We start from the raw sequence: 18,844 nt of genomic DNA on the forward strand, positions 1-18,844 counted from the left end.
CCCCCAGTAAACGAGCAGGGCAGCATACTGTTCATAAAGTAACACAGAATCCATTTTTTGTCATACTAAAATGTAAAATCAGCATCAGTCAACGGCTCTACGTTTAGCGTGCGGACATAACCATTTCCTTTTTTCGAGAAGAAGTCATGCTGCTTCGTCTGCGTGCGAATGCCGTTCAGCACGATCGGGTTCACTTCTTCCTCCGGGAATAGCGGGTCCAGCCCCAGGTTCATCAATGCTTTGTTCGCGTTGTAGCGCACATAAGCATGAACCTCGTCAGCCAATCCGATTTCCGTATACAACGACGTCGTATAAGCCTCTTCATTTTCTTGCAGCTCATGCAAAAGGGCATACAGCTCCTCTTTTGCTGCGGTCTGCTCGACCACACTCAGACCTTGATAGACTTCTTGCGCGAGAACGCCGACATAGAGTCCGTGGATGCTCTCGTCGCGAACAATCAGGTCGATAATTTCCCCGCTGCTTGTCATCTTTCCTTGCCCCGCCAAATAGAGCGGATAGAAGAAGCCGCTGTAAAACAGATAGCTTTCCAGGAAGACGGACGCTACCATCGCCATGTACAAGTCTTTTGGATTCTCAATTTCTTGATAGCGTTTCGAGATGAGGGTGGCTTTCTTTTGCAAATGTGGGTTGTTTTCTACCCACGAAAAAATACCGTCGATCTCTTCTGTCGATGCCAGCGTTGTAAAAATACTGCTGTACGATTTGGCATGGATTTGCTCCATCATGCCCATGAAGGCGAGAACCGCTTTTCTTTGCAGTCCATCGACATGCTCCATGATCTTCGGCATCCCTACTCCACCCTGAACTGTATCCAGCAAGGTGAGACCGCCCAATACTTTTTTATACGTGTCCCGTTCAGTCGCACTGAGCTCCATCCATGACATTTTGTCATCTGACAGCGGAATCTCATCATCCGTCCAGAACTGCATGATGTTTTGATTCCAAAACGTCATCGTAAAATCGTCGTCCGGCCTGTTCCAATTGACTGCTTTCATATGGCGTTCCTCTTCTCTTTGTGCTTGATGCTTATCCATTTATAAATCGAGTTCACTAAACAGCGCAGCTAATGCACTCTTCTACAGTCAAATGCTTCGTACGTGTATAGTAGAGTGACTTCAGACCTTTTTTCGCTGCGTAAATGTAATAGCGAGCCAGTTCTCTGGTTGAAATATTGCTGTTCACGTGCAGCACAGTCGATATTCCTTGGTCGATGTGCTCTTGAATTTCGGCAATCAAATCAATTACTTTGAATTGATCGATCACATACGCCGATTTGTAGTAAAAATAGTTTTCCTGCGACAAGTACGGCATCGGGTAATACGTCGTCGAGTTGGCATACGTTCTCGTTTCGATATGCTCGACGATTGGCATCACGCTAGAAGTCGCATTCTGAATGTAGGAAATGCTCTGTGTCGGTGCAATCGCCAAACGGTACGCATGGTAAACGCCATGCTTTTGCACCTTTTGCTGTAGGTCAGCCCAATCCTCTGGTGTCGGAATGTGCATTCCTTCGAAGAGAAGCTTTGCTTTTTCCGTCCGCGGACTGTAATCGTTCGTTACGTACTTGTTAAAATAAGTACCTTTTGCATATTCCGATTGTTCAAAGCCCAAGAAGGTCTTACCTGTTTCCTTGGCAATTTCCATGCTTTTTTCCAAGGAGTAGAAGTTCATCATCATGAAAAACGTACGAGCGAAATCCTTCGCTTCTTCACTCTCGTAAGCGATTTTGTTCTTTGCCAGATAACCGTTCAGGTTCATCGCACCAAGCCCTACGGAGTGCAGCTCGCGGTTTGCCTTTTGAACGCCTGGAGCGTTTTCTACACGCGTCATGTCACTGACGGCAGTAATGGCTTCGATTCCTTCGTGGACGGATTCACGGATCATTTTGCGTTCCATCACGTTGACGATATTGAGCGATGCCAGATTGCAGCTAATATCGCGACGGATGATATCCATCTCGCCGTAATTGGTGATCGTCGAAGTCTCTTGTAGCTGGAAGATTTCCGTGCACAGGTTGGACATTTTCACCGAACCAAGATCTTTCAGCGCATGGTTGTTGTTCGCATTCGTCTTGTTCATGATGTACGGATAGCCTGATTCCATTTGGATCATCGCGATTTTGGTCAACATCTCGCGTGCGCTCATCACAGTCTTTTTCTTGATGCGATCGTTTGCCAAGAGCTCCTCGTACATATCATCGAGGTCCATATCATCCAGATGCACGCCGTATTCTTTGTACACGGAGAACGGAGCAAACACAGTCAATGGCTTGTTTTCCTCAGCCAGCTTGTAGAACACATTTGGTACGATCAGGCCGATGGACAACGTTTTGATGCGTGCTTTTTCATCTGCATTGATCTTTTTGCAATCAAGAAACTCGTTGATATCCCAGCCGAAGATGTTATAGTACGCTGCTCCTGAGCCTTTGCGTTGCCCCATTTGATCCGCGTAGGAAAACGCATCCTCCAACAGCTTGAGAACGGGCATGACACCTTTTGCTGCGCCCTCGACGCCTTTGATCGGCTCTCCCCGTCCGCGAAGCTTGGACAGGTTCACGGCTACACCGCCGCCAATTTTGGATAGCTGCATACAAGTTCCCAAAATAAAGTTGATGGAGTTCAGTGAATCATCCATTTCGAGCAAGAAGCAGGAGACCATTTCTCCACGGCGGCTTTTGCCTGCGTTCAGGAAGGTTGGTGTCGCTGGCTGCAAGCGTTGATCCATCATGGATACTGTTAAACGCTTGGCGAGCTCAAAGTCACCTTGTCCAAGGGACAGTGCCACAACGGCCACCCGGTCTGGATACTGCTCCAAGTACATCGATTTATCGTTCGTTTTCAAGGAGTAATCTTTATAAAATTTGGAGATAGCCATGTACGAAGCAAATTGAAAATCAGCATCATAAGCCAAACGGAAAACTTCATCGACCTGCTCAACAGTGTATGTTTCATAGACGTTTTCATAGAAGTCATTCTCGATCAAATAGTCCATGCGTTCTTTGACACTGCCAAAAGTCATCGTGTTGGACTGCACTTCTTCCATGAAGACCGCAACCGCTTCCCGATCCTTTTCCAGTTGATAAAATCCGTCATTGCCACGCTGCATCAGTTCGTTGTTCAATTCAATATGCCGCAATTGCTGCCACCCCACTCGTAAATTGTTCCACGTCACGGCCGGTACCGGACAGTTCAAATTTAGAAATCACCGGAACGCCGTATTGGCTCGCGATCGTATCCGCGCTTTTGGCAAAGCTGGTTCCCCAGTTGCGGTTGCCGCTGGCAGATACTCCGCGCAGATGGACATGATTTCGCTTCAGGAACGTCGCCACCTTCTCCGGCACTTGTCCGAATCCCGTCGTGTATGTGATCAAAATGAATGGCTCGTCCAGCACCATATCTTGATCAATTTCCACATGTGGCAAATTAATTTTGTTGACGAATCTTCGGACGTTTCCTGTTTTTGAATCATAAGCGATTAGCATGTCCCTCATCCTATCCTGCATTTTTTACTCTGTATGTATGTTATTTAGCCAAAGTAAAAGCGCATCCGACGTTTACATGCCGAATGCGCGTGATGACTTCCATCTAGCAATTCGCCAATGCGAATTGAGCGCTCGAACACTTCCCTATCTCCCGTAGGTTAAACAGTGCAAGCGGTTAGGCAGGTCTCCTGGCTTTTGGATCATCGCTCCATTCTCACCTTCCCGATCGTTCATGATCAGTGGCATTCTTTCGCAAATGGAACTCTCTCATTACAGTGGCGGGACCGCGTCGGATTCTCACCGACTTCCCTATTAAGTCTACCAAATCTGGCTGGCAAACACCTTACCGCATCAATATGTAGTTGGTAAAACTTACTTTACCTCAATATATCGTAGGAGTCAAGCTCAGTATGCGCTCTTTTCGAAAACTAACTATTCTCCTTTTTCGGCTATTGCTAATCTCTGGTTCTCGTTCATATAATAGATTTTGTGCGTGTTGGTTAGCCATGGAAAGATTGGAGAGTAGCCCTCATGAAAAGCACCGACTATCAACCTGTCGTCATTCCTCGTTCTTACAGTAAAAGCATGACTTATCAAGAGCGGGACTATCATATTTTCGTAAGTGTTCCTGCCGCCCCCCCTCCGGAATCAGGCTTTCCCGTCATATATTTGCTAGATGGCAACTCTGTTTTTGCCACCATGACCGAAGCGATACGGATACAATCACGTGGCCCTGAACGAACTGGCGTGTATCCTGCTATCGTCGTCGGGATTGGGTATCCAACGGACGATCCGTACCATCCTGCCCGTTTCTTTGATTACACCTATGAAGTTCCCGCCTCAGAGCTTCCTGGCAACCCAAAAGGAGCCGCCTGGCCTCAGATGGGGGGAGCAGAGCAGTTCCTCACCTTTTTGGAGGAGCAGCTCAAGCCTAGCATCGAAAACGACTTCCCCATCGATCGGACGCAGCAAGCGATTTTTGGACATTCGCTAGGGGGCTTGTTTGTCTTGCATGTACTTTTATCGAGACCACACGCTTTTCAGCGGTATATCGCTGGCAGTCCCTCGATCCACTGGAATGAGAGTGTCCTGCTTACGAAGGAGAGCCAATTGCCGAGCCTGCTGACAGATGACCTCGACGTCCATGCGCTCCTCACCATTGGAGAGCTGGAAAACGATGGCCGGTTCTTGGTCAAAGAAAAATCCCTGGCGATGGTCGAACGATTAGCCTCCATGGGCAAAGGTCAAATCAAAGCTTCCTTCCAAGAATTTGTTGCCGAAAATCATTCGTCCGTTTTGCCAGTCTTGGTTAGCCAAGGACTCAAATTCGCTACGAAAAAAACTGCCCGCTAAAAAAACGGGCAGTTTTTGTTTATCATGATTCGCTTACTGTAGAGATAACACTTTGGTGATTTGGGGCAGCTCTTCGATGGCAGCTACAATCGTCGGTGTAATCTCTTCGTCGGTCACAGAGATAAGCAGGGCATTCTTCCCTTTTTGCTCGCGCGATACATTCAACTTGGAAACATTGATTTGATATTCAGCCAGTTTTCGTGAGACGTCATAAATCACGCCTGGATAATCGATATGGTGAACCAACAACCCATGGGCCCCTGGAGGTATGCGACACGCGCAGTAATTGATTTCACTGATGTACACTTCTCTCCAATCTTGCGCGAAGGTGTACTTGTTCGCCCCTACCCGCAAAACCGCCAAATGATTCGCATATTCGCCGGAGCTATGTTGGACAGGTACCTTCGTACCGAGTCCTTCCACTAACAGCGTTGCGATTTCCTCTTTATTTTCATGAGCAAGAATACTTAATTGTGCACTCGCTAACTCTGGCTCGAGTCTTCGAATCAGTTCAGCCAGCTCACGCAGTCCAGCATGTTGGGTCATGTGATGCCTTCACTCTCCCAGTCAGGTTTATCCTTGTTTTCACGGCAGAATCCATGCTTCCGGCTCTTTCTTGATGGAGGATTCATTATCAGCACGATACCAAGCCGTCAACGTTTGCCCATCTTTCGTATAATAGATGCGGTAGATGGTATTGCCTTTTCCGCTGTTAGTAAAAGGACTTTCTTCCAGCGGAACCGCTGTCACTCCACCCGAGGTAACAACCCCGCCGTTCTCCTTGATGACGTTTTGGATCGTCGCCATATGCTCTTTCCCCAAGGAGGCCATCCCGAAATAAGAGATGATCGCCAAGAGAACCGCTCCCGCCAAAAACGAAACGATAATCACTTTTGATTTTTTCGCAGCATCCACCGAGTGCTTCCCCCGTCTTATCTTAGTTCTCTTTATCGACTAAGCGTACCTTGTCAATCGTACCGCCACCCAAGCATACTTCCCCATCGTAGAAGACGACAGCTTGACCAGGTGTCACCGCTTTTTGCGGCTGATCAAATACAACTTCTACGGTACCATCCTCCAGTGGGTGAACGGTTACTCCCTGATCCGGCTGGCGATAACGGAATTTCGCTGTACAAGTAAACGTTTCGGAAGGCTTCTTGTCACTCACCCAGCTCACGTTGGTCGCCAAGAGACTCTTCGAGTACAGACGGATATGATCAGAGCCTTCACCGACGATCAGGACATTCCGCTCCAGATCTTTGTCTACAACAAACCAAGGCTGTCCGCTCGTGCCATGACCTCCGCCAATACCCAAGCCTTGTCGTTGACCCAGTGTATAGTACATCAGTCCGTCGTGCGTACCGATGACTGCTCCATCTACGGTCTCGATATTTCCTTGTTTGGCAGGCAAATAGTTTTGCAAAAACTCGCGGAAGTTGCGCTCACCAATAAAGCAGATCCCTGTACTATCTTTCTTTTTCGCTGTATAGAGTCCTGCTTTCTCTGCGATCTCCCTTACTTGCGGTTTCGGGAGATGACCAATCGGGAACATCGTTTTGGATAGCTGTTCTTGGCCCAATACATTCAAGAAGTAAGTCTGGTCCTTGTTGTTGTCAGCACCACGAATCAGCTTGTACTCACCATCGATGTACTTGACCTGCGCGTAATGGCCGGTAGCAATATAATCTGCCCCAAGATCCATGACCTTGGCGAGAAGCTCACCGAACTTGATTTCACGGTTGCACATGACATCCGGATTCGGTGTACGTCCCCGTTTATATTCATCCAAAAAATACTGGAATACCTTGTCCATGTATTCTTTTTCAAAGTTTACCGTGTAATATGGAATGCCGATCTGTTCACAGACGCGCCGGACATCCTGGAAGTCTTCTTCCGCCGTGCAGTGGCCGAATTCATCGGTATCATCCCAGTTTTTCATGAAGATGCCGATGACGTCATATCCCTGTTGCTTAAGCAGGTAAGCCGTCACGGAGGAGTCGACTCCGCCGGACATGCCGACAACGACGCGTGTATCTTCTGGTCGCTTCATAAGTCTTTCTCCTCTTTTTCAATTTGTACCATTACAGATTACCATGTTTCACAAAACAAATCATGTTTTGTTGCACTTTTGCCCGATAGAATGAAAAAACGTCTGACGCGTAGTTGGCGCCAGACGTTCGGTAACAAGCTTAAGCCTGCGAAGATTCATCCTTGATTTCCGCACGATATCCCTCGATGCTTTCTTCACGACGCTGATTTTTCGCTTCGAGGGTTGCTTTTTCCTCAGCAGAAATCTCTCCAGCATGAGCCGACAGATAATCTTCGGACTCACGAATGTTCTCTTCCGTATTGGAAATCATTTGTTGAAGTTTTTCTGCGTTGTCAGAACGGTCATCCGGCTTCGCCATAATCGATACGCCTCCTACAAAGGGTTATATTCAACACCTTTACCATTGTGCGCCAATCATGGTTTCTTTATGTACCCGTGTTATAATAGAAGAAACGGATTAAACGAAAAAGAGGGTTTCACCTATGGCTTCCTTAGATTTGTTGGAAAGAAAGCTGCTTCGGATCATCTCTGATACCGATCCTGTACGACTGAAACGACAATGGGTGAAGGGGCAAAAGGTACCTGAATCCGAAGCGGAACAGCGCATGCGAATCGATCTTCTCTTGCGCAGACTCGACAAGCTACCTGAGGCCAAGCGCCAAGAAGTAATGGCGCTACTCAAATGGTTTAGCTGGTAGAAGATTAACGGATGGACGTTCCCAGACGCCACTGACCGTCTATCCGATTCATTTGCTTCCTATCTACAATCGCCTCTTGATTTAGCGGTCCGTAGATGTGCGGATAAAGCAACCCATCCTTCGCTGCCTCGTATTTGACTTCCGAAGTCGTTTTTGTTTCATCCACAACGAGTACATACAACTCCTCGTCAAACTGTGCATAGACACGGTTTGCTACCTTTTCAAGCAGCTCGTCCCCTTTTGTCGCGTGAATAAAGCCTTCCTGGTCGTAATCGCGCGGTAAGTAATGATCCTTGTCCTTCCACTTTTCCCAGTATGCTTTTGGTACCATGCAGTAAATAATAGAGTCTTGCATGTTTCTCCTCCGAATTCGATTATTTTTTTGGCATTGCTTTGTTCAGGTGACGCATAGCTTTATCATAGAACATCTGGTCCATTCGCCCCTGATCATATCGCCATTGAATGAAGTTACGCAGAGAGTGCAAATCCACCCAGGCATCCTTCGCTTGCGGATTGCGGTCAGGTACCTCTCCCGTTACTTCACCTTCGTAGACAAGCTTCGCCATCTCAGTTGGGTGCATACCGATCTGATAAGCGATTTGGTGTAAAGCTATTTTCATGGAACCTCCCCTTGCTCTTCATGGGATACATCTTATCTTCCGTCTATTGTGCCAGTCTTTTCGAATGATGCCAAGCCCCAAGCACTACTCCCAAAGGATGTACCTTCCTCCCTTGCGTTTTGCTACAATGAACAGAGTATTTGAAGGAAGGGGCGGTATCCCATCATGTCAAAACAACAAGATCAACCACGAAAGAAATGGTTCCAGCGAAAACGCATCTGGCTTCCCCTTCTTTTCGTCGCTTTCCTGTTTCTGGGTAACAGCTCTTATCTTGCAAAAGAGCCAGAAGGCGAGCCTTTTTTACTTGCTCATCGCGGGATGGCACAAACCTTTCATATGGAGAACATCACCAATGAAACGTGTACGGCGGAACGGATTTATCCACCGGAGCATCCGTACCTGGAAAATACGATTCCGTCCATGCAGGCGGCTTTTGATGCGGGCGCGGACGTTGTCGAGCTCGATGTACAATGGACGAAAGACAATCGATTCGCGGTGTTTCATGACTGGAGGCTCGACTGTCGGACAAACGGTACCGGTGTCACGAGAGATTATACCTTGGCCGAATTACAACAGCTTGACATTGGCTACCATTATACAGCGGATGAAGGGAGAACCTTCCCCTTCCGTGGAAAAGGGATTGGCATGATGCCCTCTCTCGATGATGTGCTACAAACATTCCCTGATCGCTCGCTACTTATCCATATTAAAAGCAATGACCCACTCGAGGGGAAGGCGTTAGCGGATGCTTTGGCAAAATTGCCTGCTGAACGACTGGCACAGCTCTCTGTTTATGGCGGTGACAAGCCAATCGAGACATTGAAACAACAACTGCCCCAGCTGCGTGTGATGTCTATGGCGACTATGAAAAGCTGCCTGATCCCGTACATCGCAACCGGTTGGTCCGGATATGTACCAGAAGCCTGTGCACAAACCCAATTGCATATTCCTGATCAGATTGCCCCATGGCTCTGGGGTTGGCCAAATCGTTTCATGGCAAGAATGGAGGCAAAAGATACCCGCGTGATCCTAGTCGCAGGGAGTGGAGATGTGTCGCAAGGCTTTGATGTTCCGACTGATTTAAAACGAGTTCCAGAAAGCTTTACTGGGGGAATATGGACGAACCGGATTGATCTAATTGGTCCAGCCTTTCACGAAAACGTAGAAAAATAATGAAACGATTCCCCAACATATTCGTATATACTTATACGGAATAGACTTCCAACCTAACTAGGAGTGATTGATATGCTTAAGAAGCTTTTGAAAAATTTACTCGGTAATCACTCATCTTCGCACAAGTACCGGAAATACAGTAGCAGCGATTACAAGCATCGCAGAAAATACAGCTCTAGCAATCGGTACGGACGTTCCCATTACGGCAGCTCTCATTATAAAAGAAAGCACTCCAGCCGTAGCTTCTTCAGCAGTTAAACAACTGTTTAACAAGTGATCAGACAACAAAACTCCGCTAACGCTAGCGGAGTCTTTTCATTTAACGAGACATGATTTCTACGAAACGATCCAGTGGCAATGCATGTACGGTTCTGTTTTTCTGGCCTTGTATCGTTTCCGCCATCAACATGGAGTTCAAAATCGCTTCCTTGACTGCTTCGATTGCTGCTTCAAACAGTGCATCCAGTTGTTCGGACGGAAACATTTTCACTGTGCTCATTTGCTCATCGCCATATGAATAGCAATTTCCTGTGGAGAAGGTCAGAAAGAAATCACCGCTGCCCTCCTCGCCAATTGCGCCGAGCTGTGCCATTGCGAGTGACGCTCGCTTGGAAATGCGCTTGCATTGTGTCGGCAAGAGAGGCGCGTCTGTCGCAATCGTCACTAAGAAAGAACCATCATTTTCAGGTGTTACCCACGGCAATGGAACTTCATTTTCGGAGATCATCTGGCCCACAGGAATACCATTCACTTTTAAATCCTGTCTTCTGCCAAAATTCGTCTGCACCAATGTCCCGACAGTAAACGTGCCACATTCAGTCTCAACGATGCGTGAAGAGGTTCCGATTCCGCCCTTGAATTCGAAGCAGATCATTCCGGTACCCCCACCCACATTGCCTTCCTCGACATTTCCTGTTTGCGCCTCCACAATCGCTTCTTCCAAATCCTCGTACTGAATCTGCGTCTTTTCGAGATCACTCAACCAACCATCCCAAGTCTCCGCGACGATTCCATTAGAAAACGGTTCAAGCCCCTCGATTTTTCTCGTCGCACGAGCAAGATGATGATGTGCCAGCCCTAGCAGATGGCTTCCCGTAAATACAATCGGTGTCACAAGCGTACCGGTCTCTTCTATCCAGTGACTTCCCGTAAACTCCCCCGTACCGTTAAAGGAGAAAAAACCAGCAGGGAAATGCTGCCCCTCCAATTGTCCTTCGTTGGGAATTATCACCGTAACACCCGAACAAACGTCTTCCTTGAGAATCGTTTTGTGGCCGACCCGCACTCCTTTTACATCCGTAATTGCATTATACGCACCTGGGGTACCCGTCCCAATCAATACGCCACATTCTCTCGCTCGTTTTCTCGTCATGTTACTCTCCTGTCATTTTTGAATCTCCCCATAATAATGGCGTTGTAATAATTGCCATCGGAAAGAACTTTGTCGTTTTTGAGTACTCCTTCGATTTCAAAACCAAACCGTTTGTACAGCTCAATTGCCTTTTCATTCGTTTCCATTACATTCAACGTCATTTTGGTAATGTGGTTGGCGTCTGCCCAGGCAATCGATTCCTGCAAGAGATTTTTCCCCATACCGTAACCCCAGAACTCTTGCAAAACGCATACACCAAACTCTACTTTGTGCGCAAATCTGTTTAAGTAAACACCTGCACATCTGGAGAACCCGACAATCCGATCCTGTACAACCGCCACTAAAAACAAATTTCTAGCACTTTCCGCATCCGTTTTGATGATGTGTTCGAATCCTTGCCCATCGATGAAAGCCTCTCCTCTTTCTCTGTCCAAATTTTCAGTCTCCCCATCGATTTGCAGGCGCAGTTCCGACAATTGTTGTGCATCTGTTTCCATTGCAGAGCGAATCGCGTAAGATAACCCGTTCACAGAAAGTAGTCGTTGGCTGATTACCATCCTTTTTCTCCTATTGGTAAAATTTTGGTCTTTTATTCTATCATAGGTAGAAGTTTTTGTGAATCTTTCCTCTTCATAAGGAGAGAGAGAATGACGATGTTTACATAATATTTATTATGTTCATTTATACGACAAACTATGGATATGCTACAATATGGGAAAGGAGCGTGCTCGCATGAATTTTTCCAAATCATTTTATTATACGGTCGACCATTCCAAGGTAGAGGAATATAAGAAGATGCTCGATCTAATGAAAATCCCCTACATCGTGGAAGCACCGATCGTCTTGTTGAATCAAGGAGCGAATGAATACTCCTTCATTTTTCCTAACATGTCAGGTCGTCTTTATGAAATGGTGAGCAAGTTATTTCAAGCGGATGGGAAGCCATATCCGAACAATAGAACGTAGGCAAAAAAAAAGGACCCAATGATTGGGTCAAAATAGGAAGTGGAGAGAATGCATGCTATGTAATATATTCTAACACAATAAATTCAAACGTCAATCAAACTTTCGAATTTTCTGTGTTTTTGTGTTAGGTTTTATGACATGCACACTTCCTTCTTTGTGCAAAGAAGAAAGAAGCCTTACGACGGTCGACTTTCACGTAAGGTTTCTATACACACCTATGCATGTACATTGATAATTTTCTCCATCTCGATCCATTGACTACCCGTTTGGTTTGCTAATTGAACACGTCTCGCCTTCGGGTCAACCCATTTGACGACTCCCCACATGCTACTCGTATTCCCCCGCTCCCCCTCAAAGGACACACACCAGCTCACATTCAAGGGATAATTCTCTCTTGCCGAATCTCGCAGCATGTACATAAATGCCTCTCTTTCTTCGCTCGTTACTTCAAGACTGCTGTTCGCCACGCTTTTCACCCGCCTACTTACGAACATTTGATAGCCATATCCTCAACCTGTGCAGGAATTCGTACTTACATTATAGTAATTACGAACATAAGTTCGCAACTCTTTTTTCAATTTTTTCATTTGAACCTCTAAAAGTCTCCCCATTTGTTCTGCCAAGTCGCGCTAATTGCTTTCTTAGGTAATAATTTGTAAGAAAAAAGCCGTTTTCCCATTAGTTTTGGAAAACGGCTCTTGCTTTTAGCTTGATAATTCCTGTGGTTGATGCTGCGGTCTTTTCTCGACCAGCTCCAAAAACTTCCCGAAGGTAGAAGCGAGTATTTGTTGAAAAAGCATACCGAGAACAACAGGAAGTGCAACAGGCGCAGGAAAGTACGTGATCGCCATAACTGCCCCTGCACTAATGTTTCGCATCCCACTGTTGAAGGTTAACGTGACGATTACATCACGCTCCCATCCGAACAACCTTGCGATCCCCCACCCCATCAAATAACCCAAAATGGCTACTACCAGTACGAGCACCGCCATTCCCACCAATTTAGCGTCTATCATATGAAAGTAAGACGAGACCATCGAGCTGTTGATTGCTACGACAACACCCATTCCCATCTTAGAAAATGGCGCTAATTTTGGGGCCAGCGTTTTTTTGACGTTCCCTTTTGATAAATGATTGAGCAGCATACCGACAAGAGATGGCAACACAATCATATAAAACAAACCCTTCATCAGTTCAGCCAAATCCATCTCGACTGTTGCCCCTAAAAATAAGGACATCCCCAACGGAACTATCAATGGGGAGAGCATCGTATCCAACAAAATAATGGATAGCGTGAGTGCGATGTTTCCGAAATAAATCGACGACCATAAGAAGCTCGTGATCCCTGTGGGAATTAAGGCCGCCAACAAAAAGCCCGTAATGACGTGAATATCGTCTGGATAAAACAACCGTGCCATTGACCAAGCAACAAGCGGCATAAGTGCATGAAGAATCAACAAGTTGACGATTAAAGGGAGCGGCCTGGTCAGTACCTTTGCAAATTCTTTAAATCCCGAACCCAGACTTCCGGTAAATGTCATGAAAGCAAACACCCAAGGAGACAAAAAAGCAAACGGTTGCAAATGTGTCCCCGCTATTACGCCAATGGCAACACTACTCGGCGTTAGTATGGGCATGATTTTCTCAAGCGATCGATTCAGTTTGGCTAACCCGTTCATTTGATACACCTCAAGTCTCGTCCTTTGATGCTATTGATGTGAGGTATGTTATCATGAACAGATTATTGTTACAAGACCAAAGTTCATTATTAGATTGCATACACGTCATTTATTTGCAATTTCACTTTGCATACTTTCGCGTATGGGAGTAAAGCCTATGACGGAAAGGAGGTATTTTATGAACGGAATGGATTGGGTAGAATTTATCCGAAAAACCGAAGATAAGATGTATCACCTCCATCGAGCGATAGATGGAATCTGTAATGATCCCGACTATAAGGAATCGGTTACGACCTTGACGGAAGTGGTAAGAGATTATCAAGTCCTTGTGGAAAAAGCCAAGGGTGAATTACGCGGCATCGACCTTCATCGAGATCGAGAGCGCGCGCATCATTACGATCATGATCTTCACTAGCCTATATAGACTCCCGGTTAGGGAGTTCTTCTTCATCAGGAAATCACAGAATATTCATTCCACCTTGATCATTCTGTCAAAATAGACAGCAAAAACCTCACCCTACCCATGTAGTGTGTGAGGTTTGGAAAATCCGCTAGCCCTTCATTTTCTTTTCAATTGCCTTTAGAGATTTCTTCTTCTGGCATGCCTCTTTTACATCGGTTGGCCACCGTTCTTCACTCAGCTTTTGCAAATCTTTTATCAATCGCTTGTCAGCTGTCACATGAATATTGGCATCTGGGAAGGCCTCTTTTAATTTCTTTCCGACTTCTTTTTGAATCGATTCCAGCTTGAACCGATTAAAATTCGTCACTTGAATAGCCACATCAAGCTCTTTATCGATTTGCATAACCACTATTTTGTCTATGCCCTTCACGCTCGCTGTAATCGATCTCGCTCGCTCTTCCCACTGATAATGTCTGACGGGAACAGGCATGCATAACGGTTCCGGTTCCGCTTTTTGCTTCGTTTCTGTACCAGATTGCTTCGAACACCCTGTTACGGTCAAAGCAAAAGCTAGTGTCAGCACCACGAAAGTTGCGCGCACACAAAACACCTCCTGACCAAAATCACCTGTTACTAGCTTGACCTTGAACGGAGGAAGTATGTAAAGAAAAAAAGCGGTGACTCCTCTGCATAATTTGAGTCACCGCGGACCCCAAGAACGTTTCGAGTCCTAAGTACAAGGATATAAAAAACCGCATCGAAACGCGATAGGAGATGACTGGATATAAAATGGAACAAAAAAAAATCCCAACCAGCAAAAAGTGGTTGGGGCGTACGGGGTAGTACGCATATGTCATACGTGAATGATACAATCATATAGGACTTGTTTTCTGTTGACAACGATCAATAATAGGTACATTTACCTATAGATGGAATAAAAAAATGGCGCCGACTTTGACTGCATCATTTAGTCGAACGCGTGGAATAGAATCCCCAAGATTGGATTATACTAGCTAGCTTGGATTACTTTTCTATTATCATGAAAACTCATCGTTTACGCTATGCGAAAATAATGGTAACAGGTGAAAATATTACCTATAAAGCTTGATCGACCATTGAAATCTTCTGTTGAAATGTGTTACATGCTACAAAAAAGCCAGCCAGAAGTTTCTAATCGTGTTATGATATCCCTGTAAAATCTTGAGGAGTTGAGTACATGAATAGAGAGCAATGGACAGCGGTCGATCACTATTTTACGGATAAATTACTGGAAGCCGATTCCGTTTTAGACACAGTTCTTCAAGAGAACGCAGCTGCAGGTCTTCCAGCTATTGATGTAGCACCCAATCAAGGTAAATTTCTTCATCTGTTAGCACGGATCCAAGGCGCTCGTTCGATTTTGGAAATTGGCACTCTGGGTGGATACAGTACCATCTGGCTAGCCCGCGCACTCCCTGCTGACGGTCGTCTCATTACTCTCGAATATGATCCAAAGCATGCGGAAGTTGCACAATCGAACATTGCCCGCGCAGGACTGGATCAGATCGTGGAAGTGAAGGTTGGACTTGCCCTTGATTCTCTCATCCAACTTCACAAAGAAAATCAGGGTCCTTTTGATTTTATTTTTATCGATGCAGATAAAAAAGGAAACCCCGACTATTTCCAATGGGCATTGAAGCTCTCTCGCAAAGGTACTGTGATTATCACGGATAATGTTGTACGAAGTGGTCAAGTCGTGGACGAAACAAGCACGGATCCCAATATTGTCGGTGTACGTCAATTCACCGATTTAGTAGCTGAAGAGCAACGTGTCAGTGGAACCGTTGTACAGACAGTTGGCAGCAAGGGCTATGATGGCTTTGCGATCATGCTAGTCACCGGGGAGAACTAGTCTTTTTCACTTTCAAAGGTTGTAACGAGTAGGAGTGTGTACATCTTGTTTAGGCTCGGTTTACCTAGCTTTATGCTCATCGCTAATGTCATTTTGGTTCTCGCGGTACTATCGCTGATTATCAAAGTGTTGGTGAAGAGAGAATAGCCTGTATTTTTTGGAGGTGCTTTTCCGTGGAGCCATTGCGTTATCGGACCCTCGATTTACGAGAAGTAACTGAGGCAGATCTCCCTATATTTTTCAACCAGCAATTGGACAAATCTGCTCATAAGATGGCAGCCTTTACTGTCAAGGACCCTGAAGATAGAGACGGATTCACCGCTCATTGGACAAGAATTTTGAACAATGAATCGATTGTGAAAAGAGCCATTGTCATGAATGGGCAGGTTGTCGGTAATGTTTCGTGCTTTGAGCTGTTAGGCTTGCCTACGATTGGATACTGGATTGACAAAAGCTTTTGGGGTAAAGGAATCGCGACAAATGCACTTACTCTCTTTTTAGAGGAACTCCGAACACGTCCTGTATATGCGCGTGTCGCCCATGACAACCTCGCATCCATTCGTGTGCTAGAAAAAAACGGTTTTCAGCCTTTCGGTGTCGATCGAGCATTTTCGGAAGCACGAGGCGAAGAAGTGGAAGAACTCATTCTGATCAAACACACATGAGGTCAGAAGCGCTTACCGTGAGCGCTTCTCTTCTTTCTTATGCAGAAGAAATCATTTTTTAAATGGAAAGGACAACCTGCATGCAAACAACGATATCTACCTTGCACTTAGAAACCGAACGCCTTATCATTCGTCCCTACTCAGAGGATGATTTAATGGAATCTTTTGAACTCATGCAAAACCCAGAGTTATTTACCTACCTGCCTATGGACGTTATGCCTCTGGAAAACTACAAACGCTTATTTCACTGGCTACGAAGCAGTTATGACACCCCTTTTGACCAGCCTTTTAAATATTCAGTGGCCATACGCGAAAAGGCTACTGGCAGGTTCATTGGCTGGTGTGGTGTGGGTGTTCTCGATTTTCTGGCTCCGGAAAAAGAGCTCTATTATTTAATCGGACGGGATTATTGGGGGAACGGCTACGCTTTTGAAGCTGCCTCCGCTCTTACTTCGTACGCATTTGATGTAATCGGATTGGATCGCTTGTACGCAAAAGCACACCCAGACAATAAAGCATCGCTGCGCATCATTGAGAAGCTCGGCTTCTCGTTTGAACGTGTCTTAGACGGCCTGACTGGGGACGACGAGGACTGCAACGGCGAGTGGTTGTATGTTTTGACGAAATAAACAAGCCATTCTTTTCAAAAGCATTCGTCAAAATCTTCCTACATGTGCTATAATAAAAGTGCAGTACAATTAAACGCGGTAGTTCTTAAGATGATCTCCTTTATCAGCGAGGATCATCTTTTTTGTTCTTTCCAGCAAAGATTACATGACGAAAGGTTGTAGATGATATGAATACATTGCCTTGCCAAGGCTGTAAAGGATTGTGCTGTGGTCCTGTACCTATAACAGAGAAGGAATATAAAATGATACACAAGAAAATGAAAGCGCTTCCGAATAAACTCCGTGACGATCTGAAAAATCAACCGAGATTGTTTGGGACTTGTATCTTCTACGACATGCAAAAAGATCAGTGTGGTATTCATAGCGTTCGACCGGAAGTGTGTCGCGCTTTTGGGTATCACAAGGACCTTGTCTGTTTTCGCAAACCGGAATTGGCGAAGAAGGAAACGCTGACCTTCAAGGAGACGCATATTGGGTATTTGAGTATTGATTTTACATGGAAGCATTTTTAAAGAAAGGAGCTGAGGGATATGCGGTTTTGTTTTCTTTTTACGCTCACGTACCTCATGATCAGTTTGCCTGACTTTTAATTTGGGGTATGGTTGGAGTTCGCTTTATGCTTCGTGCGTATTTTCCGAAAAGTCCATCGAAAAAGTCTTACAATATGATGATAAGCAATAAAATAAAACTGGGGGGTGAAATTTTCCACGGCCGGATTGATCGTTAAAGAGGAAATGTCATCATCGCTCCTTCTTTGACCTCTTCATTTGCACGTCCCACATACATCCGCAAAGGGATGGTATTATAAGGAGGCTATTTTATGCTGAGGAAGAGTACAAATGCAGGGAGAAGGTCAGCTGTAATAACTGGGGTGTTGCTAATAGCCGGTTTGGTTTCAGGTATATTAAGTGTTGTTCCTGTTATAGATGGAGCCGAATACCTTGTCAAGGCTTCTATAAATGAAAACCAGGTACTACGAGGAGCATTTTTCCAGTTGTTCATGATTGTTTCCTATGTAGGTATTCCTATTTTGTTGTATCCCATTCTAAGTATGCATAACAAAGGTTTAGCCCTTGGATCTGTTGCTTTTGGCATCATTGCGGGTGTGTTCATTATTCTTGGTGTCATCACTCTTCTCTTGCTATTAACCGTAAGTCATGAATTTGCAAAAGTTGGAGATTTGCATGTATCGTATTTTCAGACCCTGGGTGGATTGTTACGAGAAGGACGTGATCTGGTCAACCATGTGGCAACGACTCTGGCATTTGTTTTGGCTCTGTTCTTGTTTACCTACCTATTTTACCAAACAAAGCTAGTTCCACGATGCTTGTCAGTCTGGGGTCTTATTGGGTCTACATTGTCTATATTGGCGAGCTTGTTATTTATGATTCGCTTCATCGGTCTGGATACAGTCTACATGATGTTGAACATTCCAATAGCCTTTCAACAATTGGTTTTGGCTATATGGCTAATCATGAAAGGATTCAACCCAACGAAACAGGATTGAGAAAGGGATGTCTCCTGACTTTTCACTGGAGACATCCCTTTTCTTTTACACGCATTCACGCATCCCTTTACTCCACACTTACCAAAACGCGCTCCAACGCATCCAACGCCTGTTCCGCGTCCGCACCATCCGCAGTCAAGACAACCGATTGTCCTTTTGAAACAGCGAGGGACATGACGCCGATAATACTCTTGGCATTTACCTTCTTCTCATCCTTGTTCAATCCGATTTCACTGGAAAAGGAAGCTGCCACTTTCACAAACAAAGTAGCCGGACGCGCATGTAATCCCTGTGTTAACTGGACGATGACCTGTCTCTCTCTCATTTGATTCACCT

26 protein-coding genes and 1 riboswitch are annotated in these 18,844 nt (G+C 45.5%); of the genes, 11 read left to right on the top strand and 15 right to left on the bottom strand.

Going from position 1 to position 18,844, the window contains the following annotated elements; genetic code table 11:
• Nucleotides 1-65: 65 nt before the first annotated feature.
• Genes nrdF through nrdI form a run of 3 tightly spaced genes read right to left on the bottom strand, consistent with a single transcriptional unit; the run spans nucleotide 66 to nucleotide 3,502 of the window.
• The gene (gene nrdF, locus AB432_RS16430; protein ID WP_048033193.1) at nucleotides 66-1,016 is read right to left on the bottom strand and encodes a class 1b ribonucleoside-diphosphate reductase subunit beta; all 951 of its coding nucleotides are present in this window, start codon (nucleotides 1,014-1,016) and stop codon (nucleotides 66-68) included.
• Between the two features lie 55 nt (nucleotides 1,017-1,071).
• Nucleotides 1,072-3,156, bottom strand: coding sequence for a class 1b ribonucleoside-diphosphate reductase subunit alpha (gene nrdE / locus AB432_RS16435; RefSeq protein ID WP_048033194.1), 2,085 nt, complete (start codon nucleotides 3,154-3,156; stop codon nucleotides 1,072-1,074).
• A complete protein-coding gene (gene nrdI / locus AB432_RS16440; RefSeq protein ID WP_015891428.1) occupies nucleotides 3,143-3,502 on the bottom strand; it encodes a class Ib ribonucleoside-diphosphate reductase assembly flavoprotein NrdI in 360 nt (119 codons plus the stop codon). The genes nrdE and nrdI overlap by 14 nt, the downstream gene beginning before the upstream one ends.
• 160 nt (nucleotides 3,503-3,662) lie before the next feature.
• Nucleotides 3,663-3,863, bottom strand: a riboswitch (cobalamin riboswitch).
• A 170-nt stretch (nucleotides 3,864-4,033) separates the two neighbouring features.
• On the opposite strand from nrdI, the gene AB432_RS16445 reads away from it, so the two are divergent.
• Nucleotides 4,034-4,855, top strand: coding sequence for an alpha/beta hydrolase (locus tag AB432_RS16445; protein WP_048033195.1), 822 nt, complete (start codon nucleotides 4,034-4,036; stop codon nucleotides 4,853-4,855).
• Between the two features lie 33 nt (nucleotides 4,856-4,888).
• On the opposite strand, the gene AB432_RS16450 is transcribed toward AB432_RS16445, so the two are convergent.
• From AB432_RS16450 to tlp, 4 genes are all read right to left on the bottom strand, one after another.
• Nucleotides 4,889-5,401: an ACT domain-containing protein gene (locus AB432_RS16450; protein WP_048033196.1), complete on the bottom strand. Its 513-nt coding sequence runs from the start codon at nucleotides 5,399-5,401 to the stop codon at nucleotides 4,889-4,891.
• A 39-nt stretch (nucleotides 5,402-5,440) separates the two neighbouring features.
• Nucleotides 5,441-5,770: a hypothetical protein gene (locus AB432_RS16455; protein WP_048033197.1), complete on the bottom strand. Its 330-nt coding sequence runs from the start codon at nucleotides 5,768-5,770 to the stop codon at nucleotides 5,441-5,443.
• A 22-nt stretch (nucleotides 5,771-5,792) separates the two neighbouring features.
• Complete coding sequence (gene mnmA / locus AB432_RS16460) at nucleotides 5,793-6,905, bottom strand: tRNA 2-thiouridine(34) synthase MnmA (protein WP_048033198.1); 1,113 nt, start codon at nucleotides 6,903-6,905, stop codon at nucleotides 5,793-5,795.
• Nucleotides 6,906-7,044: 139 nt separating this feature from the next.
• Nucleotides 7,045-7,263, bottom strand: a complete 219-nt coding sequence (tlp, locus tag AB432_RS16465) for a small acid-soluble spore protein Tlp (RefSeq protein WP_048033199.1) — start codon at nucleotides 7,261-7,263, stop codon at nucleotides 7,045-7,047.
• A gap of 124 nt (nucleotides 7,264-7,387) precedes the next feature.
• On the opposite strand from tlp, the gene AB432_RS16470 reads away from it, so the two are divergent.
• On the top strand, nucleotides 7,388-7,603 hold the full coding sequence (locus AB432_RS16470) for a hypothetical protein (protein ID WP_048033200.1): 216 nt from the start codon (nucleotides 7,388-7,390) through the stop codon (nucleotides 7,601-7,603).
• Nucleotides 7,604-7,607: 4 nt separating this feature from the next.
• On the opposite strand, the gene AB432_RS16475 is transcribed toward AB432_RS16470, so the two are convergent.
• Together AB432_RS16475 and AB432_RS16480 are read right to left on the bottom strand one after the other, a co-directional pair.
• A complete protein-coding gene (locus tag AB432_RS16475; RefSeq protein WP_048033201.1) occupies nucleotides 7,608-7,958 on the bottom strand; it encodes a DUF952 domain-containing protein in 351 nt (116 codons plus the stop codon).
• A 19-nt stretch (nucleotides 7,959-7,977) separates the two neighbouring features.
• Complete coding sequence (locus AB432_RS16480; protein ID WP_048033202.1) at nucleotides 7,978-8,223, bottom strand: hypothetical protein; 246 nt, start codon at nucleotides 8,221-8,223, stop codon at nucleotides 7,978-7,980.
• A gap of 165 nt (nucleotides 8,224-8,388) precedes the next feature.
• Here AB432_RS16480 and AB432_RS16485 point away from each other — a divergent pair, with 165 nt between their 5' ends.
• On the top strand, nucleotides 8,389-9,396 hold the full coding sequence (locus tag AB432_RS16485) for a glycerophosphodiester phosphodiesterase family protein (protein WP_048033203.1): 1,008 nt from the start codon (nucleotides 8,389-8,391) through the stop codon (nucleotides 9,394-9,396).
• A gap of 72 nt (nucleotides 9,397-9,468) precedes the next feature.
• Nucleotides 9,469-9,654 carry a hypothetical protein gene (locus tag AB432_RS16490; RefSeq protein WP_082195948.1) on the top strand — a complete coding sequence of 62 codons (186 nt, stop codon included), beginning with the start codon at nucleotides 9,469-9,471 and terminating at the stop codon, nucleotides 9,652-9,654.
• A gap of 61 nt (nucleotides 9,655-9,715) precedes the next feature.
• Here the strand turns inward: AB432_RS16490 and AB432_RS16495 are convergent, their stop codons facing one another.
• Together AB432_RS16495 and AB432_RS16500 are read right to left on the bottom strand one after the other, a co-directional pair.
• Nucleotides 9,716-10,768 (bottom strand): P1 family peptidase, encoded by a 1,053-nt coding sequence (locus AB432_RS16495; RefSeq protein ID WP_048033204.1) that lies wholly within the window; start codon nucleotides 10,766-10,768, stop codon nucleotides 9,716-9,718.
• Entirely contained in the window at nucleotides 10,765-11,325 is a 561-nt protein-coding gene (locus tag AB432_RS16500; protein ID WP_048033205.1) for a GNAT family N-acetyltransferase, read from the bottom strand. Before AB432_RS16500 ends, AB432_RS16495 begins: the two co-directional genes overlap by 4 nt.
• Before the next feature lie 175 nt (nucleotides 11,326-11,500).
• Between AB432_RS16500 and AB432_RS16505 the strand changes: the two genes are divergently transcribed.
• Nucleotides 11,501-11,734, top strand: a complete 234-nt coding sequence (locus AB432_RS16505; RefSeq protein WP_048033206.1) for a hypothetical protein — start codon at nucleotides 11,501-11,503, stop codon at nucleotides 11,732-11,734.
• 215 nt (nucleotides 11,735-11,949) lie between these two features.
• Here the strand turns inward: AB432_RS16505 and AB432_RS16510 are convergent, their stop codons facing one another.
• Both AB432_RS16510 and AB432_RS16515 read right to left on the bottom strand, forming a co-directional pair.
• On the bottom strand, nucleotides 11,950-12,201 hold the full coding sequence (locus AB432_RS16510) for a YolD-like family protein (RefSeq protein WP_048035860.1): 252 nt from the start codon (nucleotides 12,199-12,201) through the stop codon (nucleotides 11,950-11,952).
• 237 nt (nucleotides 12,202-12,438) lie between these two features.
• On the bottom strand, nucleotides 12,439-13,413 hold the full coding sequence (locus tag AB432_RS16515) for a bile acid:sodium symporter family protein (protein ID WP_048033207.1): 975 nt from the start codon (nucleotides 13,411-13,413) through the stop codon (nucleotides 12,439-12,441).
• Between the two features lie 178 nt (nucleotides 13,414-13,591).
• Here AB432_RS16515 and AB432_RS16520 point away from each other — a divergent pair, with 178 nt between their 5' ends.
• Entirely contained in the window at nucleotides 13,592-13,828 is a 237-nt protein-coding gene (locus AB432_RS16520; protein WP_048033208.1) for a hypothetical protein, read from the top strand.
• Nucleotides 13,829-13,964: 136 nt separating this feature from the next.
• On the opposite strand, the gene AB432_RS16525 is transcribed toward AB432_RS16520, so the two are convergent.
• The gene (locus AB432_RS16525) at nucleotides 13,965-14,417 is read right to left on the bottom strand and encodes a YhcN/YlaJ family sporulation lipoprotein (RefSeq protein WP_048033209.1); all 453 of its coding nucleotides are present in this window, start codon (nucleotides 14,415-14,417) and stop codon (nucleotides 13,965-13,967) included.
• Between the two features lie 615 nt (nucleotides 14,418-15,032).
• On the opposite strand from AB432_RS16525, the gene AB432_RS16530 reads away from it, so the two are divergent.
• From AB432_RS16530 to AB432_RS16550, 5 genes are all read left to right on the top strand, one after another.
• Entirely contained in the window at nucleotides 15,033-15,707 is a 675-nt protein-coding gene (locus AB432_RS16530) for an O-methyltransferase (RefSeq protein ID WP_048033210.1), read from the top strand.
• Between the two features lie 173 nt (nucleotides 15,708-15,880).
• On the top strand, nucleotides 15,881-16,372 hold the full coding sequence (locus tag AB432_RS16535; RefSeq protein WP_048033211.1) for a GNAT family N-acetyltransferase: 492 nt from the start codon (nucleotides 15,881-15,883) through the stop codon (nucleotides 16,370-16,372).
• Between the two features lie 80 nt (nucleotides 16,373-16,452).
• Nucleotides 16,453-17,001, top strand: coding sequence for a GNAT family N-acetyltransferase (locus AB432_RS16540; RefSeq protein WP_048033212.1), 549 nt, complete (start codon nucleotides 16,453-16,455; stop codon nucleotides 16,999-17,001).
• A 167-nt stretch (nucleotides 17,002-17,168) separates the two neighbouring features.
• Entirely contained in the window at nucleotides 17,169-17,513 is a 345-nt protein-coding gene (locus tag AB432_RS16545) for a YkgJ family cysteine cluster protein (RefSeq protein WP_048033213.1), read from the top strand.
• Between the two features lie 308 nt (nucleotides 17,514-17,821).
• The gene (locus AB432_RS16550; protein ID WP_048033214.1) at nucleotides 17,822-18,508 is read left to right on the top strand and encodes a DUF4386 domain-containing protein; all 687 of its coding nucleotides are present in this window, start codon (nucleotides 17,822-17,824) and stop codon (nucleotides 18,506-18,508) included.
• Between the two features lie 67 nt (nucleotides 18,509-18,575).
• Here AB432_RS16550 and AB432_RS16555 read toward each other — a convergent pair whose 3' ends face one another.
• Nucleotides 18,576-18,833, bottom strand: coding sequence for an HPr family phosphocarrier protein (locus AB432_RS16555; protein WP_048033215.1), 258 nt, complete (start codon nucleotides 18,831-18,833; stop codon nucleotides 18,576-18,578).
• Nucleotides 18,834-18,844 lie beyond the last annotated feature (11 nt).

Origin of the sequence: Brevibacillus brevis (genome assembly GCF_001039275.2) — a bacterium.
Lineage (GTDB): Bacteria > Bacillota > Bacilli > Brevibacillales > Brevibacillaceae > Brevibacillus > Brevibacillus brevis_C.

Bases quoted from the DNA above. Each gene is read 5' to 3' on its own strand.
- nrdF (WP_048033193.1), bottom strand. From the start codon at position 1,016: ATGAAAGCAGTCAATTGGAACAGGCCGGACGACGATTTTACGATGACG.
- nrdI (WP_015891428.1), bottom strand. From the start codon at position 3,502: ATGCTAATCGCTTATGATTCAAAAACAGGAAACGTCCGAAGATTCGTC.
- AB432_RS16445 (WP_048033195.1), top strand. From the start codon at position 4,034: ATGAAAAGCACCGACTATCAACCTGTCGTCATTCCTCGTTCTTACAGT.
- AB432_RS16450 (WP_048033196.1), bottom strand. From the start codon at position 5,401: ATGACCCAACATGCTGGACTGCGTGAGCTGGCTGAACTGATTCGAAGA.
- mnmA (WP_048033198.1), bottom strand. From the start codon at position 6,905: ATGAAGCGACCAGAAGATACACGCGTCGTTGTCGGCATGTCCGGCGGA.
- tlp (WP_048033199.1), bottom strand. From the start codon at position 7,263: ATGGCGAAGCCGGATGACCGTTCTGACAACGCAGAAAAACTTCAACAA.
- AB432_RS16470 (WP_048033200.1), top strand. From the start codon at position 7,388: ATGGCTTCCTTAGATTTGTTGGAAAGAAAGCTGCTTCGGATCATCTCT.
- AB432_RS16475 (WP_048033201.1), bottom strand. From the start codon at position 7,958: ATGCAAGACTCTATTATTTACTGCATGGTACCAAAAGCATACTGGGAA.
- AB432_RS16480 (WP_048033202.1), bottom strand. From the start codon at position 8,223: ATGAAAATAGCTTTACACCAAATCGCTTATCAGATCGGTATGCACCCA.
- AB432_RS16485 (WP_048033203.1), top strand. From the start codon at position 8,389: ATGTCAAAACAACAAGATCAACCACGAAAGAAATGGTTCCAGCGAAAA.
- AB432_RS16490 (WP_082195948.1), top strand. From the start codon at position 9,469: ATGCTTAAGAAGCTTTTGAAAAATTTACTCGGTAATCACTCATCTTCG.
- AB432_RS16495 (WP_048033204.1), bottom strand. From the start codon at position 10,768: ATGACGAGAAAACGAGCGAGAGAATGTGGCGTATTGATTGGGACGGGT.
- AB432_RS16500 (WP_048033205.1), bottom strand. From the start codon at position 11,325: ATGGTAATCAGCCAACGACTACTTTCTGTGAACGGGTTATCTTACGCG.
- AB432_RS16505 (WP_048033206.1), top strand. From the start codon at position 11,501: ATGAATTTTTCCAAATCATTTTATTATACGGTCGACCATTCCAAGGTA.
- AB432_RS16515 (WP_048033207.1), bottom strand. From the start codon at position 13,413: ATGAACGGGTTAGCCAAACTGAATCGATCGCTTGAGAAAATCATGCCC.
- AB432_RS16520 (WP_048033208.1), top strand. From the start codon at position 13,592: ATGAACGGAATGGATTGGGTAGAATTTATCCGAAAAACCGAAGATAAG.
- AB432_RS16530 (WP_048033210.1), top strand. From the start codon at position 15,033: ATGAATAGAGAGCAATGGACAGCGGTCGATCACTATTTTACGGATAAA.
- AB432_RS16540 (WP_048033212.1), top strand. From the start codon at position 16,453: ATGCAAACAACGATATCTACCTTGCACTTAGAAACCGAACGCCTTATC.
- AB432_RS16545 (WP_048033213.1), top strand. From the start codon at position 17,169: ATGAATACATTGCCTTGCCAAGGCTGTAAAGGATTGTGCTGTGGTCCT.
- AB432_RS16550 (WP_048033214.1), top strand. From the start codon at position 17,822: ATGCTGAGGAAGAGTACAAATGCAGGGAGAAGGTCAGCTGTAATAACT.
- AB432_RS16555 (WP_048033215.1), bottom strand. From the start codon at position 18,833: ATGAGAGAGAGACAGGTCATCGTCCAGTTAACACAGGGATTACATGCG.